Genomic DNA, 18,108 nt, shown 5'->3' with positions numbered 1-18,108 from the left:
TGAAGAGTAATTAGTCCCTGCGGTTGGAAATAAGATGGGGCCACGAAACGCAGCATCAAGGGGGGAGATGAAAAAAAATTACTTTTTATTACTCTCCAGATCATTGTTTCCAACCGCGCGGATCATTATGATGCCGCGCGCACTGAGGGATATCGACGACTTCTTGGTCATTCAGGCGATTTATACTTATTCGGATAATTATCCATTTTTTTTAGCATTCTGTTACTTGCAGAGGACTTATGAACACCACCAAGTTGGCGAATCCTGGCCCATTAGGCCTGATGGGTTTTGGGATGACTACCGTCTTGCTTAACCTGCACAATGCAGGCTTCTTCCCCCTAACCTCGGTTATTTTGAGTATGGGGATTTTTTATGGCGGTCTGGCACAAATTCTGGCAGGTATGCTGGAGTATAAGAAAGGTAATACTTTTGCTGCAACCGCATTTACCTCATATGGCGCATTTTGGCTGAGTCTGGTCGGTTTGCTGATGTTACCTAAAATGGGTCTGGCAGAAGCCACCGACGCACAGTTCCTCGGCGTTTATTTAGGTCTATGGGGTATCTTCACACTGTTTATGTTCTTCGGTACCTTGCCAGCTAACCGCGCTTTGCAGTTTGTTTTCGGTAGCCTGACGCTACTGTTTGCTCTGTTGGCGGTCGGTAACTTCACCGGCAACCATTCGCTGCTGGTTTTCGCCGGTTTCGAAGGCATTATTTGTGGTGCCAGCGCTATTTACCTGGCCATGGCTGAAGTTTTGAACGAACAATATGGCCGTACGGTCCTGCCAATTGGTGAACCAAACCAGACTTTGCATGTGCAATCTGTAGCTTAATTACAGTCCACTGAGAAAGTTTATATTTAATGACACTCTGAACATTTATATTCAGAGTGTTTTTTTATATCTATACATTAGTTCTAAAAAATAAATAGCCTCATTAAAACCAATACAATAAAATAATAAATAAGAACAATAAAAATAAATAATGTGAAGAGGGATAGCATCATATAACATCGACCCCCTATAGATAACGCAATGCCTAAAATTAAGGATTCGCCTATGCGAATAGTCATAAAACTATTAATAATGATTGTATCAATAATATCGCAACCAGCCTATTCATATAAAGCTAAAGTTTGTTTTTATGAACTAGCGGATTTTGGTGGAGAATCATTCTGCTCCGCAGAAAGTGAATCAAACTCAGTTTTCAATGATGGTTTTAATAATAAAATAGAATCAATCTCTGTCCCGCCCGGGATGATTGTGACCCTTTATGATGGCGTCGATTTTTCTGGAAAAAAAACAACATTAAAGAATGATATTAATCTGCCAGAATTAAAGTTATCTGGGTTATATAACACAATAAACTCATACGAAATAGAACCTGCCATCTGTTTTTATACAGAAGATAAATTCCAAGGGGATAGCACCTGTTTAGCATCAAACCAACAGATAGATTTATATAATGATAGCGAACCCCTCATTGAGTCTGGCCGAGAAGTATTACCCATTCATAATGATAGTATTAAATCCATAACAGTCCCCCAAGGAATGATGGCTAAGATATATAAGAATGATAATTTCCATTCTCCTTTTTTTTCATTAACAGAGAGCATGGCTAATCATAGCTTAAAAGCCCTACGAATGAGTAATGCCATTACTAGCATCAGAGTATCAAAAAATGAAGGCCTTAGTTGCGATCAACAATGCGTTATTAGCGACAGCTATAGAATAGATCTTATCGATGCTTTTGGTAAGTATTGGGATGACGAGCGTTTAAAAAACAAACAGATTCTACTTGTTTTTAACACAAGCGATCTTGGGGAACACGATAATTATACGCTTAATTTATATAACGGCCCGAACATTACTTTAAATAAAAGACAAATTATACTCTCTGATCATAAAATGACTAATAAATTTTATTTTGACCGTTATATTAATAGCGACAATCTATCATTCATTATACAAATACAAAAAGATACGGTGCAAACTCAATTCATTCAAACACTGAAACATAACGTTGTGGATACGTCACCCATTATATCCTTTAATTGGGATTCCGAAACTAACATACGCCCAGAAATAATAATAAATAACTTCAATGAAGATACTCCATTAATTCTTGAAAAATCGATACTTACCGCAGATACTGGTGATAAAAGATGGGAAAAAAGAGACTTAACACAAATAAGTCAGATCATCTGTTTTTTCACCCCTTTTTTGAATATCTATAATTATCTTACGCAAGACAAGTGCCAACAATTGGATAGTATCGTATTCAGTGCGGATAAATTTTTTCACAGTAATACAAAAGGGAAAACATTACATATTGCAGGAAAGAGCACCCCACTAAAAAATAAGGATTCTGTAGATAAAGAAATATCCGATAGCATAAGCAACAACATGACTCTCACTTATATCGACAACACAACTTATAGCCAATCCCTCAGCCTACCGGCCACAATAAAAGCTTGCAATATTTCTATCTATTCTATTCTGAGTTCACGCCAAATACGACAAGTAAGGCCTCCGTGCATAGACTGGACATTAGATATAATGACTGACTTCACTTTATTATTTGGCAATAGTTTAGAAACTTGGAATTCGGATTTCTTTGGCAGGGTGATAGACTCTACTATAAGAACAGGAAGCACTGGAGTTGCAGTGCAAAACACAGAGTTAGAAAGTCGATTAATTAAAAATATCAGAGAAAAGATAACAGATAACAGTCATGAAAACTCTATCAGAAATGTTAAAAGTGCATTTGATTATGCACAACTGAGTTATATTAATTATAGTATTTATTACTCATCCAGTGAAAATCCGTCCGCAGTAGAACTATTACCACTTGGTATTTATGAGTTGTTACTCGATACCTTTATTTATACCCCAACAATACCAACCATTATGGAGCAAGGTATTGCAGTAGAACACCCTGAATTAGAATTTGAAGTGGAAATTATCCCCACACTCTCTCCCGAGGAGGAAAAAAGACTGTCGGATATCGAAATTGCCAATTCACAAGCTATGCGAAAAAAACTCAGGGAAACAATAGCTCAATGGGGACAAGAGTATCAAGGCACTCATATGGAAGAAGCTAGCGCGGCCAGTGCGAGCGATACAAATACCTCACTCAGTAAACTGCTACATGCCGGACACATAGTTACCAGTATTATTCACCGTAGGTTACTCATTCAGCGTCCTGGGGAAATATATATAGTCGTCAAATTGCGGGGACAAATTGTCACGATCATTGTCGCAGATAGGTTCAATAGTCGAAATGAGGTTGAACTAGTGGCATCTGCAACATTTCCAAATTTTGTATTATCACCCGATAGAGACGGAACAGTGAGAGGAGCAGGGACGGCTGCAGTCAGAGAATTGGCTCGATATTTACAGCAGCAAAGCGCCAGAACATTATATTCGGAAGTTATTTCCCAGCCCTCAGCTCGCGTTAAACAAAAGGTCGGATTCACGTTCATTGGGGCCGCTTTCAACGATGAATTATAAGAACATGAATATCGAAAGAGCTCATAATTTTTGATAAATTTATGAGCTCTTTTTATTAAAAGTGGCTTTGTACTTATTTCTGAGCGGCCTTTACTCAGCCAAGGCTTTCTTTGACATCTGAATTTTCACATCACTATTAATATCATTGCGTAGATAGATTCCTAACAAGAATCCCACCAGCGATAACAACAACATGTAATACGCGGGGGCCATAGGAGTCACCTTCATCAATAAGGTCACCACGATAGGTGTCAACCCACCAAAAATGGCATACGCCACATTGTAGGAGAAAGAAATTCCAGTAAAACGAATCTCAGCCGGGAATGCGCGCACCATGACATATGGCACTGCGCCGACGATACCGACACAGAATCCAGCCAACATATAATGTGTAAATAACTGACCAGGGTCAGTCAGATTAGTATGATAAAACGACCATGTCGACACCGCCAACATCAGGCTACCAACAATAAAGGTTTTACTCGCACCGAAACGGTCAATAACAAGACCCGCAATCACACAACCAAATACCAACGCGACAATAGCCAGACTGTTTGCTTGTAATGCCAGTGCTGGCAGTACGCCGAATTGCTTCTGTAAATAAGTCGGGGTCATCAAGATAACGACTACGATACCGGCAGACAGCAACCAAGTCAGCAGCATCGAAACCACTATTTCTTTCTTATGATTGACCACCACAGATTTCAGTGGCAGCTCCTCAGCCAAAGTTTTACGTGCCTGCATTTCTTTAAAGATTGGGGTTTCCTGTAACCAACGGCGTAAATACATGGCGAACAAGCCGAAAATCCCGCCGAGGAAGAACGGTACACGCCAACCACCATCTAAAATAGCCTGAGGACTTAAGGTCGTGTTCATCGCAGTGGCCACCAGTGACCCCAGTAAGATCCCTGCCGTCAAACCCGCAGTTAAAGTACCGCAAGCAATACCAATGCGCCGACGCGGTACGTGTTCCGCGACAAATACCCATGCACCGGGAACTTCACCACCAATTGCCGCACCTTGCAATACGCGCATTAGCAGCAACAGCAGCGGAGCTGCAATGCCGATAGAAGCATACGTCGGCAGCATACCAATCGCGAGTGTTGGCAATGCCATTAATAGAATACTGAGAGTAAACATCTTCTTACGGCCAACCAAGTCACCAAAATGCGCCATGATAATGCCGCCCAGCGGACGCGCCAGGTAACCCGCCGCAAAAATACCGAATGTCTGAACCTGACGCAGCCACTCAGGCATATCGACTGGGAAGAAAAGATCGCCGATAACCGCAGCAAAGAAGACGAAAATAATGAAATCGTAAAACTCAAGCGCCCCACCTAACGCAGCCAAGGTGAGGGTTTTATAATCTTGCTTATTTAGCCGACGATTATGATTATCTTGTTGGGCAACATGAGGTTGCGATAAGTCGACTTGAGATAGACTGTGTTCTTGAGACATATGACACCGTAATAAACCAGAGTAGGGGAAGAAAAATATTTTCAGCTTTTTGTAAAGTAAATATGACTATACCGTACAAAATTCCCCACACTCACAGAATGGTATCTTATGTTGTAAAAAGTTTTAATTTAGCTTTTTATATCGATAATTGCATTCTTCGGACGAAAAGCCGCTACCACTTTAGCATTGGTCTCTATATAAGGCCCATCCAGTAGTTGAATGCAATAAGGCACACTGGCAAAAATACCCGCAACGACAACCTTCGACTGAGCATCTTTCACCCCTTCAAGGGTCTCTTTGATGGATTTAGGCTGCCCCGGTAAGTTGATAATCAATGCCTGCTTACGGATAACCCCTACCTGCCGGGATAATATAGCGGTAGGGACGAAATGAAGGCTGATTTGGCGCATTTGTTCACCAAAACCCGGCATTTGCCGATCGGCGATAGCCAAGGTGGCATCAGGGGTGACATCACGCCTTGCCGGGCCTGTACCACCGGTGGTCAATACCAAGTGACACCCCATTTCATCAACTAATTCACACAGGGTTTGTTCAATCAGAGTTTGCTCATCGGGGATAAGGCGGGTTTCTATGTCAAAAGGAGTGGTTAACGCGCTTGCCAACCACTCTTCCAGTGCTGGAATGCCTTTATCCTGATATACCCCACTTGATGCGCGATCAGAGACGGAAACTAAACCTATACGCAATGTATTCATATAACTACCTCGACGAAAACCCTTTATCTGTGGCGAATAATAGCATACCCCATGTTACTGGAACTGCTGCTAGCCTCAGGTTATATACCCGTCATCCTTCAAATCTCATGTGTGTTCGCTGCCCTTGTTTACCCAAATCATTGAGTTATCTCAACCCATTGGGTTCACTCAGTTGCCAACTTCCTGCCACTCAAATTATTTAGGGTATAGGCAATAAAAAAGGCGGCTTACGCCACCTTTTTCGTCAAATAACTGCGGAGAATCAATCGCCGCCAGTCAAATTACAGCAGGTCTGAGATCATTTTCTCAAGCTTGCCCTGATCAACAGCAAATTTGCGAATGCCATCAGCCAGCTTATCAATCGCCATTGGGTCCTGATTGTGCTGCCAGTAGAACTCAGCTTCAGTCAGTGGCGTAGGTTTAGCCTGAACTTCACCGGTATAAGACAATTTACGTTCTACCGGGCCTTCACTTTCTGCTAACTCTTTCAGCAGCGATGGCGCGATAGTCAGACGGTCACAACCAGCCAGTTCGATGATTTCACCCAGATTACGGAAGCTTGCGCCCATAACGACAGTCTTATAACCGTGTTGTTTGTAATACTGGTAAATCTCGGTCACAGAAACAACACCTGGATCTTCGTGTGGTGCGAACTCTTTTTTGTCGCCATTGGCTTTGTACCAGTCAAGAATACGGCCAACAAACGGTGAAATCAGGAACACACCTGCTTCAGCACAAGCACGCGCCTGAGCGAAGGAGAACAGCAGAGTCAGGTTACAGTTAATGCCTTCTTTTTCCAGCTGCTCTGCAGCACGGATACCCTGCCAGGTAGAGGCCAGTTTGATCAGAATGCGGTCATTACTGATACCGGCTTCATTATACAGTTTGATCAAGCGCTTAGCTTTTGCCACGCTGGCAGTGGTGTCGTAAGACAGGCGGGCATCTACTTCAGTAGAAATACGGCCTGGGATCAGTTTCAGGATTTCCAAACCAATATTAACCGCCAGTTTGTCAGTGGCATCCACGATTTGCTGAGCGTGATCGCTGCTTTGTTCGCGCGCCCAAGCAATAGCGTCGTCAATCAGCTTGCGGTATTCAGGAATTTGAGCAGCATTCAGAATCAATGATGGGTTGGTAGTTGCATCTTGCGGCTGATACAGCTTCATTGCCGCGATATCCCCAGTATCTGCTACTACAGTGGTGATTTGACGTAGGGAAGTAAGTTTATCGGTCATGTTGTCGTTTCTCATCGTTTGTGCATGAACTTTTGGCATGTCGCAACTTTTATGCTTGTCGAAAGAGTATATTGCCGAAATGGCGCTTTATCTCATTCGGAATGTTAGCCGTTTCGCAATATTAGCGATTTCGACACCTGCCTTGTCTTGATAATAACATGCGTAAGCCTTGGTGCAAGGCAGTTAAACTGATTAAAAAAACCGCAAAAGCGCAGTATTCGGTTCGCAACCGTTTTCGCCTTTCAAAACAGCGTGAAACCGGTAGGTTAATAGCAACTTTATCCATTCCTAACGTGCTGAGACGATTTAGCTAAACTATAGCATCTCTGACAAAGCAGCCCATCTATCTCTGCAATCGCCCAATCTTCTTTTCGCTGGCTGGCGCTTTTTGCTACAGTGTCTTATTTGGCTCATTAGGATGTCGTTATGCTTATTGTAATTTCCCCGGCTAAAACCCTTGATTATCAAAGTCCGTTAGCAACCAAGAAATTTACTCAGCCAGAAATGTTGGATAAGTCACAACAGCTTATCGAGATCTGCCGTGAACTGACCCCAGTGCAAATTAGCAGCTTAATGGGAATTAGCGACAAACTGGCCGGCTTGAATGCCGCCCGTTTCGGCGAATGGCAACCCAATTTTACCCCAGACAATGCGCGTCAGGCCATTTTGGCCTTTAAAGGCGATGTCTACACCGGTATGCAAGCTCAGGATTTCAGCGCTGCTGATTTTGATTTTGCCCAACAGCATTTGCGCATGCTTTCTGGCCTCTATGGCGTATTGCGCCCGCTAGACTTAATGCAGCCGTATCGGCTGGAGATGGGGATCAAGCTGGCTAATCCGCGCGGCAAAGATCTCTATTCATTCTGGGGCGACCAGATAACCGAGAAACTGAATCAAGCACTGGAGCAGCAAGGCGATAACGTGCTGATTAACCTCGCCTCTGATGAATACTTTAAGGCCGTGAAGCCCGCCAAGCTGGCCGGCTCACTGATTAAACCGGTCTTTTTAGACGAGAAAAATGGCAAATATAAAATTATCAGTTTCTACGCCAAAAAAGCCCGTGGCTTGATGAGCCGATTTATTATTCAGAACAAGCTAACAAAACCAGAGCAACTGGTTGACTTTAATCTGGAAGGTTATGAGTTTGATGCCGGGTTATCGGCGAAAAATGAGTTAGTTTTTAAGCGGGCTGAACAGCACTAAAATGCAAAAAGGGCCAGTATGTGGCCCTCTGATTTTTATCTCTCAATGAGAGCCATTATTTCGGTAATGCCATCAAGAAAGTCCGCAGTTGCACAAAATCTGCCGGTAAATCATGAGATAACAAAGGTAATTGCGCCCGCACCGCCAGTGGTTTTGGCAGCGGTAATTCTTGGCCCAAAATCTCTTCAACACTTTCTTTGAATTTCGCCGGATGTGCCGTCCCGATGAATAATCCAAACTCCCCGTCTTGTAGCTGATCGCGCAACACACGATAAGCAATGGCAGCATGAGGTTCTGAGATATAGCCCAACTCCGCCAGCTCGCGCATGGTGTCTTTGGTGATATCATCACTGACCGCGCCGTAGCCCAATTCTTTTAATTGCCAGATTTTGCGACGATAAAGCTCTTCAACACGCGGCCAGTTATTCGGCTGACTGACATCCATGGCATTCGATAAGGTCGCTACCGTCTGTTTCGGCTGCCACTGCCCATTAACCAAGAAGCGCGGCACGGTGTCATTGGCATTGGTGGCGGCGATAAAGCGTTTTACCGGCAAACCTAAGGATTTCGCCAGCAAACCGGCGGTCAAATCACCAAAATTGCCACTCGGCACGGAGATAACCAACTGGTTACGTGCTTCTTGCGGTAACTGAGCCACCGCTTCAAAGTAATAGCAAATCTGTGCCAGCAAGCGGCTGATATTAATCGAATTAGCAGAGTTAAGGCTCAGTTCTTGTTTCAGTTCTTCATCATCAAAGGCTTGTTTGACCAGCGCCTGACAAGCATCAAAATCACCCTCAATGGCCACGGTGTGAATATTGCCACCCAGCGTACAGAACAGTTTTTCTTGCAGCGGGCTGATTTTGCCACGCGGATAAAGAATGACCACACGAACATTTTTCAGACCATAAAATGCATGGGCCACTGCCGCCCCGGTATCACCGGAGGTTGCTGTCAAGATAGTCACCGGCTGATCGCCTGCCACTTCAGCCAACATCTGCGCCATAAAACGGGCACCAAAGTCTTTAAAGGCTAATGTTGGGCCGTGGAACAGCTCCAGTACCGCGATATCATTCTCAACCTGAGCAACCGGAGCTGGGAACTCAAAAGCAGCCTGGACGCGCTTAGTTAAGACTTCCGGCGCAATTTCATTGCCGATAAATGCAGACAAGATACGGCTGCTGCGCGTGACAAAATCCAGATCCAACAGTTTATCAATTTCTGTCAGCTCAAACTCTGGCAACTCCAACGGGAAAAACAGCCCTTGCTGCTTGCCCAGGCCTTGCTTAATCGCTTGCGCGAAGCTGACCTGCTCGTTGTGATCTTTAAGGTTATACAGTTTCATGCGTTATCCCAGTAGTCGTGCGCCTGCGGTATCCAGACGGCAAATATGAACAAAACCTTCGTCGTTTTGCAGGTAATGATTTTGTAGCCAGTTAGCCATACGCTGTGCGGTCTCGGTATCATTGCAGACCGCAAACAGTGTTGGGCCAGAACCGGAAATACCACAGGCCAGCGCACCAATATCCTGCGCGGCTTGCCGTGCCGCAGCAAAGCCCGGCAACAATTGAGTGCGGTAAGGCTCGGCAATCACATCTTTCATCATTTTAGCAGCCAGATTTGGCTGCTGAGTGTGGCAGGCGTGAATGAATCCAGCCAAATTGCGCCCATGCGCGATGCAATCCTGACGGCGATATTGTGCCGGTAAAATCGCGCGGGCCTCGGCGGTAGAGACTTTAATGCCCGGATAAGCCATTACCCACAGCCAGTCGTCAAATCCGGGGACTCCTTGACTGATATAGCCGGGCTGCTCGAGAATCAGTTGCATCCCGCCTAAATAGCACGGTGCAACATTATCAAAATGGACGCTACCGGACACTCGCCCTTCCAGCTCGCCCATCATGCCCAACAGTGTCACTTTATCCAGCGGCTGACCACAAAACTCATTCATCGCCATCAAACCGGCCACGACTGAACAGGCGCTGGAACCCAGCCCTGAACCAATCGGCATGTTTTTTTCCAGCACCATCGCCACCGGGATCTCTTTGCCCATTTCCTGACAAAAACGCTCCCAGCACTGATAAACGATATTTTCTTTTGGGTCATCGGGCAATTTGCTGACAAAGCGGCCCTCGTTGCGCAAACTGAAGCTATCCGCCGCAGTCACGCTGACACAATCGCCCAGCAGAGTGCCGTCGACCGGTGAGACTGCCGCACCCAGCACATCAAACCCAACGCTGACATTGCCAATCGATGCCGGAGCATAGATCTTAACCATATTTAAACTCCCAACTTCCATGATAATGTGCGTAAAAGATCGGCAAACACCCCGGCCGCTGTCACGTCATTCCCCGCGCCATACCCGCGCAGCACCAACGGAATTGGCTGATAATAGTGGGTATAGAAAGCCAACGCATTCTCGCCATTTTTAACTTTATACAGCGGATCGTTACCATCTACGGCATCCATCCGGACGATACAGCGCCCCTCTTCAATCACCCCGACATAACGCAGCACTTTGCCCTGTTCGGCGGCATTTGCCACCAGGCGACTAAACTCGGCATCCAGTGACGGCAAGCGAGCGAGGAAGCTATCTACATCGCCGCTGGCATCAAAGTTGGCTGGCAGAACTGATTCAACTTCAATATCTGCCAACTCCAGTTTGTACCCTGCTTCGCGGGCCAAAATCAACAATTTACGGGCGACATCCATCCCAGAAAGGTCATCGCGCGGGTCTGGCTCGGTATAACCCAGAGCTTTGGCCTGCAATGTGGCCTCGGATAATGTCATCCCCTCGTCCAACTTGCCGAAGATAAAGGACAGCGACCCTGACAGAATGCCAGAAAAACGCATCAGTTCGTCACCAGCATTAAGCAAATTCTGTAAGTTTTCGATAACAGGCAGGCCCGCGCCGACGTTAGTGTCATACAAGAATTTACGGCATGATTTTGCTGCTGCTGCGCGCATCTGACGGTAGTAATTCATTGATGAGGTATTGGCTTTCTTATTTGGCGTGACGACATGGAAACCGTCCGCCAGGAAATCTGCATATTGATCCGCCACGGCCTGGCTAGAGGTACAATCGACAATCACCGGATTGAGCAAATGATACTCTTTAACCAAGCGAATCAAACGGCTGAGATTAAACGGCTCTTTCACTTCGGCCAGTTCATGGCGCCAGTTATCCAACGCGATGCCGTGCACATTGGTCAACATAGCTTTGGAGTTAGCAATGCCGCACACGCGCAAATCAATATGGCGCTGTTTCAGCCATGGCTGCTGGCGATAGATTTGTTCGATTAATGCCCCACCGACCCCGCCGACACCAATGACAAACACTTCAATAACCTGATCGGTGTTAAACAGCATTTGGTGGCAAACACGCACCCCGGTAGTGGCGGAATCATTGCTGACCACCACAGAGATAGAGCGCTCGGACGAGCCTTGCGCAATCGCGATGATATTAATATTAGCGCGAGCCAACGCCGAGAAGAAGCGAGCTGAAATACCGCGCAGGGTGCGCATGCCATCACCGACGACCGAGATAACCGCCAGATGCTCCATAACATCCAATGGCTCTAAGAGGCCGTCTTTTAATTCCAGATAAAACTCTTCTTCCAATGCTTTGCGGGCGCGGATTAACTCGCTTTGCGGCACACAAAAACTGATGCTGTACTCAGAAGAAGATTGGGTGATAAGCACCACTGAAATACCGCTGCGTGACATCACGGCAAAGACGCGGGCCGCCATACCGACCATGCCTTTCATTCCAGGGCCAGACACGTTAATCATCGCCATATTATTCAGGTTGGTGATGCCTTTAACCGGGAAGCCGTCATCACTGCTTTCACCACCAATCAGGGTGCCGGGGGCTTGCGGGTTAGAGGTGTTTTTAATCAAGCAAGGAATTTGGAACTGAGCAATCGGGGCGATAGTGCGGGGATGGAGAACCGAAGCGCCAAAATAGGACAACTCCATCGCCTCCTGATATGACATCGATTTCAATAATCGGGCATCAGGTACCACCCGTGGGTCGCAAGTATAGACCCCATCAACATCAGTCCAAATTTCACAACAATCAGCGCGTAAACAAGCAGCCAACACAGCAGCAGAATAGTCGGAACCATTGCGCCCCAGCACCACCAACTCCCCTTTGTCATTACCGGCAGTGAAACCGGCCATCAGGATGATATGGTCAGTTGGGATCTTGCTAGAGCCGATGCGGCGGGTAGATTCAGTGATATCAACCGTAGATTCGAGATAATGGCCCTGTGCCAGCAATTTCTCGACCGGATTAATTACGCTAACCTGATAACCTTTGGCTTGGAATAATGCTTCCATGATAGCGATAGAGAGTTTTTCGCCACGGCAGATAATGGCGGCATTGATGCTATCAGGGCATTGGCCAAGCAACGAGATACCATGCAGGACGTGTTTGAGTTGCGCAAACTCATGGGCCACCAGCGCTTTTAAACGCTCATAGTCAAAGCCCGGTTGAGCATCAGCCAATCCCCGCAGCAACTCGGAAAAAATTCGCTCAGCATCGCTGATGTTCGGCGAGATATCTTGCCCGGCCACCATTTTGTCGATCATCGCGACCAGATGGTTGGTAATTTTTGCGGGAGCGGATAATACCGTCGCCACTTGTCCCTGCCGCGCATTACTTTCGATGATATCGGCAACCCGCATAAAGCGTTCTGCATTTGCTACTGATGTCCCGCCAAATTTCAGCACTCGCATTTCTGATTCTCTCCCGCTTTCGCGCTTTTTTTATCGCAAACTTTTTTGCAAAGATTTGATTGAAAAAAAAAGCCCGCACTGTCTAGGTGCGGGCTTTTTTCTGTTGTTTCCTGTACGCGTCAGCCCGCCCCGTAACCTGTGGTTTCGGTGGTGGTAATAATTGTTGTATTCAGGCTGATGTATAGCATTTCGTCTGTCTGTCTCATTAATAATATGTTTCTACCTCTATTGGTTAAAGCAATCGGCCTCTCAAGTCAAATTTTTTCAGTCGCCCAGCTTAAGAAACCAACCATTCCTAGGTGAGTTATTATTTCATCATGACAGCAGAATTCGGTGATACGCACAAATAAAAAACAAATAATGCAGACAATAAAACCATGAAATTATATTTAACCAACATAATATATTTTGCGGTTTTTTTTACTTAGCTGAGAGCTTTTCACTTAACTAAGATAGAGAAGACGGTGACAGATAATTGATATAATTTTTAAAGCGAGCAACAACGCTATCTTTTACAGGGCCGCTTTTCACCCAAGTGATTAAAAAATAAACAAAAATAAAAACCTCGCCACCGCCCTTTACATTTAACTAACATTGATGATAATTCTTCTAATGTTTTTAGTCGAAATAGACCATTGATAAGAAAAGTAGGTTCATTGGTACTATGACGAAAGAATATTGATTTTTAACAATAAAAATCAACAAATTAGAAAATTCATTTTTTTGTTACGTCTGGCCTACGATTTTTAATATTAATAACACTGAATCGACCACATAATTTAACCCACTTTGGCTTAAGCTGGTATTCTTGTAAGTCTTTTTCACAAAAGTGTTAACGTGCTACAATTGAATTTGATATATGTCAACAAAGCGTAGTTTTGTTGGGTGGTACATTCGGCTCACACTGTTATATTGCTGTTAATAGGGTTAGGATATGCGCCGCTTTTGTCACCTTTGGGGCTGTAGGGAGTAACACCCCGACCAAGCTAGTGATGTTGTTGACGTTGATGGAAAGTGCATCAAGAACGCGTTTACGTACTTTAGTCATGTGATGAACGGGATGACGAGTAACTAGTCAATAAAAATCCTAATATAACAAAGACTTTTGTACTTCCTATTTCTATTTTGTTGGCAATTTTAGGTAGCAAACATGCAGACCCCGCACATTCTGATCGTAGAAGACGAGATAGTTACTCGTAACACCCTGAAGAGCATTTTCGAGGCGGAAGGCTATGTTGTTCATGAGGCCAATGACGGCGCAGAAATGCACCACATTTTGTCTGAGAATGATATCAACTTAGTTATCATGGACATCAATCTGCCGGGCAAAAATGGCCTGTTGCTGGCACGGGAACTTCGTGAACAAGCAAGTGTTGCCCTAATGTTCCTGACCGGTCGTGATAACGAAGTAGATAAGATCCTTGGCTTGGAAATTGGTGCTGATGATTACATCACCAAACCTTTCAACCCGCGCGAATTAACCATTCGGGCACGCAACTTGCTGTCACGTACCATGAATTTGGGTAATGTTGGCGAAGAGCGCCGCTTGGTTGAGAGCTATAAATTTAATGGCTGGGAACTGGATATTAATAGCCGTTCACTGATAAGCCCTACTGGCGAGCAGTATAAACTGCCACGTAGTGAGTTCCGCGCCATGCTTCACTTCTGCGAAAATCCGGGCAAGATCCAATCCCGTGGCGAATTGCTGAAGAAAATGACCGGTCGCGAGTTGAAACCGCATGACCGTACTGTTGACGTGACTATCCGTCGTATTCGTAAGCATTTTGAATCTACGCCGGACACCCCAGAGATCATCGCGACTATCCACGGCGAAGGTTATCGTTTCTGTGGTGACCTGGAAGAGTAACTCTCTGACATGTCTACAATAAAAAGCCAGCACTCACATGCTGGCTTTTTTATGATACTTACACAACTAATCGTCTTCACATAGCTATTCACGCCACGGCATAATAGGCACCGCGCTTATGGCGTTTTTCGGTGAACCGTCAACAATTCTGTCGGAGTAAGTCAGGTAAATTAAGGCATTACGTTTCGGGTCATAGAAACGAACTACCTGTAGCTTTTTAAAGACCAATGAAGTTCGCTTCTGGAAAACTACAGTACCGTCAGATTTCTTGTTCTTAATTTTGTCACTTAACTCAATCGGCCCCACTTGCTGGCAAGAGATTGCCGCATCAGAAGTATCTTCAGCTAACCCTAAGCCCCCTTTGATACCACCGGTTTTTGCCCGGCTGATATAACAAGTTACATTTTTAACATCGGGGTCATCAAAGGCCTCAACCACGATCTTATGGTCAGGCCCCAGTAATTTAAATACCGTGTCAACCGAGCCAATTTCCTCTGCATGGGCCATTATTGATCCCAAAGAAAGTATGCAACCAAGGAATATCCAATTTTTTTTCATACACTTACTCCAAACTACTGAATAACGTTATCCAATGTTAAAAGATTTCGCTAATAATAAAATACTGGTTAAAAAGTCACTTTATAAATCTTAGATGCTTTTTTAACACACAATGGCAGTAAATTCTTAAGCAGTCGGGAACATAAAAAGTTGCTACTATGCGCCAGAGCTATTCTTTTCATATGACTAATACCCTAAATTTAGGCCGCTTTACGAGGAAGATCTATGGATCAAGCCAGTATCATTCGTGATTTGCTTAGCTGGCTAGAAAGTCATTTAGACCAGCCTTTAGCATTGGACAATGTCGCCGCCAAAGCAGGTTATTCAAAATGGCATTTACAGCGAATGTTCAAGGATGTCACCGGGAATGCTATCGGTGCGTATATCCGTGCCAGAAGGCTGTCTAAAGCCGCTGTCGCATTGCGATTAACCAGCCGCCCTATTCTGGATATTGCTCTGCAATATCGTTTTGACTCACAGCAAACTTTCACTCGTGCTTTTAAGAAACAGTTTGCGCAAACACCTGCGTTGTACCGCCGGGCTGAAGATTGGCATTCAGCCGGAATATGTCCACCGATTCGGCTAGGGGAATATACGCTACCTCAACCAGAATTCATTACTTTACCTGAGCAGCATTTGGTGGGGCTAACACAGAGCTATTCTTGTACTCTTGAGCAAATATCGACTCATCGTACTCAATTGCGATCGCATTTCTGGCAACAGTATCTTGGTGATGCAGACCATTTGCCGCCCGTACTTTATGGCTTACATCACTCCCGACCAAATCAGGAGAAAGATGATGAGCAAGAGATTTTCTACACTACCGCCATTGAGCCACAACATGTGCCGGGTAATGTGCAGGAAGGGCAACCGGTTATCTTACAAGGCGGCGAATATGTGCAGTTTAGCTATGACGGGCCACTAGAAGGGTTGCAGAACTTCATCCTGACACTGTATGGCACCTGTTTACCACAGTTAGAATTAACCCGTCGGCGTGGATACGATATCGAGCGATTCTTCCCTCAAGGGAAGCCGAAAGATGGGCCTCCGGCCTCACTCAAGTGTGAATATCTCATTCCTATCAAGCGTTAACGCTGTAGTTCATCCAGTGCTGGCATATCCAAGTGGGCGGTATCGCCAGCACTTTCAATGACCCAACCCGAAGCCAGCCATGGGCTTTCCTGATAATCAACCCGTGATAGCGAACAGTTGCGCAAACGCAGCCGCCGTTCAGCATGTGCGGGCAACCCCAGCAAAGTGCTCAATAAGCAGCCCAGCGCCATACCGTGACTGACGAGTAATGGCTTACTACCCTCAGGTAACTCTCGGCAACTATTCAGGGCCGCATGCATCCGCCGCCCTAATTCGGCCATCGACTCACCTTCAGGAATTCGAGCACCTGCTGTGCCATTGACCATCTGCTTGCGCCACTGCTCTTCTTCCGGCGTTAAACTTTCTATCGGGCGCGTTTCCAGCACGCCCATGTTCAGTTCACGCAGACGTGGATCTTCGACTATCGTGAGCCTACAAGCATCGGCAATAATTTGGGCCGTTTGCTTTGTGCGCCCAAGGTCGCTGGTAATAATATGGGTGATCCCTTGGCTGCGAACCCGTTGCGCCACCAACTCTGCCTGACGAACTCCAGTGTCGGTCAGTGGACTGTCCGATTGGCCCTGAATGCGGCGTGCCGCGTTCCATATAGTTTCGCCGTGGCGCACGAGATATACCTGTAACATGTCATTTTTCCGTTATACTGCGTGAAATAAACACAAAACTTTTACATGGATTCTTAACTCATTATGTACCATGTTGTTGCCGCAACTACCAACCCTGCAAAGATTAAGGCTATCAGCCTCGCTTTCGATGACGTTTATGGCCCCAGTCAGTATCGCATTGAGGGTGTCAATGTCGATAGCGGTGTTCCCTTACAACCCATAGGCAGCCCTGAGACACGCACTGGTGCCAGACAGCGCGTGCACAATGCCCGTCAAGTGCGTCCTGATGCTGATTTTTGGGTTGGGGTTGAAGCCGGTATTGAAGATAATATGACCTTTGCGTGGATGGTAATTGAACACTTGCAGTTGCGGGGAGAATCCCGTTCTGCCAGCTTGATGCTGCCCGATATTATATTGCAAGGGATTCGCCAAGGCCGTGAGCTGGGCGACGAAATGGCAGATTTAACCGGAATATCGAATGTAAAACACCGAGGTGGTGCCATCGGCATTTTTACCGACGGCAAATTGACTCGCACCAGTGTTTATCATCAAGCGCTGCTGCTGGCGCTGGTTCCCTTTCATAATGAGATTTACCAGCGCCCAGCGCTGTAGGGTTAAGTATTGGTCTGCGGCTTATTTATTAACGACTTACTTTGTTAACGACTTACTTTGTTAACGATTTATTGGTTAATAACTGGGCTTCAAGCCAGCTCTTTAACTCTGGAGGTGCGGCTTTCAGGCTATTGGAGCCGCGCGTAATAGTCGCAATCCCTGCGCCCAACTGATTCTTGAGTTCCCGCTGACTTAATTCCCCCCGCATTAACTCCTCAATAATACGCACTCGCGTCCCTAGAGCTGTGCGCTCATCCGGTGTCAGCATCAATTGCAGTAGCGGTAAATGGAGATCTTGCGCAATGGCGTCTTGTAACAGCGCAACAAAAGTCAGCCAGTGCTGATTATCTTCAGTCGACAGATTCGGATCGGTCAATCGTAGTTTTGTCATGATAGGAAAAGCCGCCATACTATTTAACTAGTACAACAGCTTATCATAACCTCAGATATAGCCAAAGAACTTGGCGTTGCGGCAGGTGTAGCTGACACCGC

The 18,108-nt window shown here is 45.6% G+C and carries 17 protein-coding genes and 1 other annotated feature; of the genes, 6 read left to right on the top strand and 11 right to left on the bottom strand.

Annotated features, from left to right (window positions below; genetic code table 11):
* The first annotated feature begins 239 nt into the window (after positions 1-239).
* Positions 240-833: an acetate uptake transporter gene (gene satP, locus OP863_RS03225; protein ID WP_038636432.1), complete on the top strand. Its 594-nt coding sequence runs from the start codon at positions 240-242 to the stop codon at positions 831-833.
* A 225-nt stretch (positions 834-1,058) separates the two neighbouring features.
* Positions 1,059-3,512 carry a peptidase inhibitor family I36 protein gene (locus OP863_RS03220; protein ID WP_265525889.1) on the top strand — a complete coding sequence of 818 codons (2,454 nt, stop codon included), beginning with the start codon at positions 1,059-1,061 and terminating at the stop codon, positions 3,510-3,512.
* A 90-nt stretch (positions 3,513-3,602) separates the two neighbouring features.
* Here OP863_RS03220 and OP863_RS03215 read toward each other — a convergent pair whose 3' ends face one another.
* The 3 genes from OP863_RS03215 to tal all read right to left on the bottom strand — a co-directional run bounded on the left by OP863_RS03215 (position 3,603) and on the right by tal (position 6,921).
* Positions 3,603-4,970 (bottom strand): MFS transporter, encoded by a 1,368-nt coding sequence (locus tag OP863_RS03215; protein WP_038636439.1) that lies wholly within the window; start codon positions 4,968-4,970, stop codon positions 3,603-3,605.
* A 128-nt stretch (positions 4,971-5,098) separates the two neighbouring features.
* Entirely contained in the window at positions 5,099-5,686 is a 588-nt protein-coding gene (gene mog, locus OP863_RS03210) for a molybdopterin adenylyltransferase (RefSeq protein WP_038636442.1), read from the bottom strand.
* A 281-nt stretch (positions 5,687-5,967) separates the two neighbouring features.
* On the bottom strand, positions 5,968-6,921 hold the full coding sequence (gene tal / locus OP863_RS03205; RefSeq protein WP_038636445.1) for a transaldolase: 954 nt from the start codon (positions 6,919-6,921) through the stop codon (positions 5,968-5,970).
* Positions 6,922-7,347: 426 nt separating this feature from the next.
* Between tal and yaaA the strand changes: the two genes are divergently transcribed.
* Complete coding sequence (yaaA, locus tag OP863_RS03200; RefSeq protein WP_038636448.1) at positions 7,348-8,124, top strand: peroxide stress protein YaaA; 777 nt, start codon at positions 7,348-7,350, stop codon at positions 8,122-8,124.
* Positions 8,125-8,179: 55 nt separating this feature from the next.
* On the opposite strand, the gene thrC is transcribed toward yaaA, so the two are convergent.
* The 5 genes from thrC to OP863_RS03175 all read right to left on the bottom strand — a co-directional run bounded on the left by thrC (position 8,180) and on the right by OP863_RS03175 (position 13,912).
* Positions 8,180-9,469: a threonine synthase gene (gene thrC / locus OP863_RS03195; protein ID WP_145589566.1), complete on the bottom strand. Its 1,290-nt coding sequence runs from the start codon at positions 9,467-9,469 to the stop codon at positions 8,180-8,182.
* 3 nt (positions 9,470-9,472) lie between these two features.
* A complete protein-coding gene (gene thrB / locus OP863_RS03190) occupies positions 9,473-10,402 on the bottom strand; it encodes a homoserine kinase (protein ID WP_038639828.1) in 930 nt (309 codons plus the stop codon).
* A 2-nt stretch (positions 10,403-10,404) separates the two neighbouring features.
* The gene (gene thrA, locus OP863_RS03185; protein WP_145591836.1) at positions 10,405-12,864 is read right to left on the bottom strand and encodes a bifunctional aspartate kinase/homoserine dehydrogenase I; all 2,460 of its coding nucleotides are present in this window, start codon (positions 12,862-12,864) and stop codon (positions 10,405-10,407) included.
* Positions 12,865-12,926: 62 nt separating this feature from the next.
* Positions 12,927-13,045 (bottom strand) — a sequence feature (Thr leader region).
* Positions 12,984-13,052: a thr operon leader peptide gene (thrL, locus tag OP863_RS03180; protein WP_099528731.1), complete on the bottom strand. Its 69-nt coding sequence runs from the start codon at positions 13,050-13,052 to the stop codon at positions 12,984-12,986. (Overlaps the previous feature by 62 nt.)
* A 719-nt stretch (positions 13,053-13,771) precedes the next feature.
* Positions 13,772-13,912: a hypothetical protein gene (locus tag OP863_RS03175; RefSeq protein WP_004706054.1), complete on the bottom strand. Its 141-nt coding sequence runs from the start codon at positions 13,910-13,912 to the stop codon at positions 13,772-13,774.
* Between the two features lie 102 nt (positions 13,913-14,014).
* On the opposite strand from OP863_RS03175, the gene arcA reads away from it, so the two are divergent.
* Complete coding sequence (gene arcA, locus OP863_RS03170; RefSeq protein ID WP_004389406.1) at positions 14,015-14,731, top strand: two-component system response regulator ArcA; 717 nt, start codon at positions 14,015-14,017, stop codon at positions 14,729-14,731.
* Between the two features lie 84 nt (positions 14,732-14,815).
* On the opposite strand, the gene creA is transcribed toward arcA, so the two are convergent.
* A complete protein-coding gene (creA, locus tag OP863_RS03165; RefSeq protein WP_145588711.1) occupies positions 14,816-15,289 on the bottom strand; it encodes a protein CreA in 474 nt (157 codons plus the stop codon).
* A 225-nt stretch (positions 15,290-15,514) separates the two neighbouring features.
* Here creA and robA point away from each other — a divergent pair, with 225 nt between their 5' ends.
* Positions 15,515-16,381 carry an MDR efflux pump AcrAB transcriptional activator RobA gene (gene robA, locus OP863_RS03160; protein ID WP_038636461.1) on the top strand — a complete coding sequence of 289 codons (867 nt, stop codon included), beginning with the start codon at positions 15,515-15,517 and terminating at the stop codon, positions 16,379-16,381.
* On the opposite strand, the gene gpmB is transcribed toward robA, so the two are convergent.
* Complete coding sequence (gene gpmB / locus OP863_RS03155) at positions 16,378-17,025, bottom strand: 2,3-diphosphoglycerate-dependent phosphoglycerate mutase GpmB (protein ID WP_265525888.1); 648 nt, start codon at positions 17,023-17,025, stop codon at positions 16,378-16,380. The two genes, robA and gpmB, sit on opposite strands and share 4 nt — an antisense overlap.
* Before the next feature lie 63 nt (positions 17,026-17,088).
* On the opposite strand from gpmB, the gene yjjX reads away from it, so the two are divergent.
* Positions 17,089-17,616, top strand: coding sequence for an inosine/xanthosine triphosphatase (gene yjjX / locus OP863_RS03150; protein ID WP_038636466.1), 528 nt, complete (start codon positions 17,089-17,091; stop codon positions 17,614-17,616).
* 52 nt (positions 17,617-17,668) lie between these two features.
* Here the strand turns inward: yjjX and trpR are convergent, their stop codons facing one another.
* A complete protein-coding gene (trpR, locus tag OP863_RS03145; RefSeq protein WP_145588708.1) occupies positions 17,669-18,007 on the bottom strand; it encodes a trp operon repressor in 339 nt (112 codons plus the stop codon).
* Between the last annotated feature and the right edge of the window lie 101 nt (positions 18,008-18,108).

The organism is Yersinia sp. SCPM-O-B-9106 (C-191), assembly GCF_026183365.1.
GTDB lineage: Bacteria > Pseudomonadota > Gammaproteobacteria > Enterobacterales > Enterobacteriaceae > Yersinia > Yersinia rochesterensis.
Note: the sequence above shows the minus strand (reverse complement) of the source record. Positions and strands in the feature narration are given on the sequence as shown.

Excerpts from the sequence above, each read along its gene's own strand:
- satP (WP_038636432.1), top strand. The coding sequence starts at position 240 with ATGAACACCACCAAGTTGGCGAATCCTGGCCCATTAGGCCTGATGGGT.
- OP863_RS03220 (WP_265525889.1), top strand. The coding sequence starts at position 1,059 with ATGCGAATAGTCATAAAACTATTAATAATGATTGTATCAATAATATCG.
- OP863_RS03215 (WP_038636439.1), bottom strand. The coding sequence starts at position 4,970 with ATGTCTCAAGAACACAGTCTATCTCAAGTCGACTTATCGCAACCTCAT.
- mog (WP_038636442.1), bottom strand. The coding sequence starts at position 5,686 with ATGAATACATTGCGTATAGGTTTAGTTTCCGTCTCTGATCGCGCATCA.
- tal (WP_038636445.1), bottom strand. The coding sequence starts at position 6,921 with ATGACCGATAAACTTACTTCCCTACGTCAAATCACCACTGTAGTAGCA.
- yaaA (WP_038636448.1), top strand. The coding sequence starts at position 7,348 with ATGCTTATTGTAATTTCCCCGGCTAAAACCCTTGATTATCAAAGTCCG.
- thrC (WP_145589566.1), bottom strand. The coding sequence starts at position 9,469 with ATGAAACTGTATAACCTTAAAGATCACAACGAGCAGGTCAGCTTCGCG.
- thrB (WP_038639828.1), bottom strand. The coding sequence starts at position 10,402 with ATGGTTAAGATCTATGCTCCGGCATCGATTGGCAATGTCAGCGTTGGG.
- thrA (WP_145591836.1), bottom strand. The coding sequence starts at position 12,864 with ATGCGAGTGCTGAAATTTGGCGGGACATCAGTAGCAAATGCAGAACGC.
- OP863_RS03175 (WP_004706054.1), bottom strand. The coding sequence starts at position 13,912 with ATGACTAAAGTACGTAAACGCGTTCTTGATGCACTTTCCATCAACGTC.
- arcA (WP_004389406.1), top strand. The coding sequence starts at position 14,015 with ATGCAGACCCCGCACATTCTGATCGTAGAAGACGAGATAGTTACTCGT.
- creA (WP_145588711.1), bottom strand. The coding sequence starts at position 15,289 with ATGAAAAAAAATTGGATATTCCTTGGTTGCATACTTTCTTTGGGATCA.
- robA (WP_038636461.1), top strand. The coding sequence starts at position 15,515 with ATGGATCAAGCCAGTATCATTCGTGATTTGCTTAGCTGGCTAGAAAGT.
- gpmB (WP_265525888.1), bottom strand. The coding sequence starts at position 17,025 with ATGTTACAGGTATATCTCGTGCGCCACGGCGAAACTATATGGAACGCG.
- yjjX (WP_038636466.1), top strand. The coding sequence starts at position 17,089 with ATGTACCATGTTGTTGCCGCAACTACCAACCCTGCAAAGATTAAGGCT.
- trpR (WP_145588708.1), bottom strand. The coding sequence starts at position 18,007 with ATGACAAAACTACGATTGACCGATCCGAATCTGTCGACTGAAGATAAT.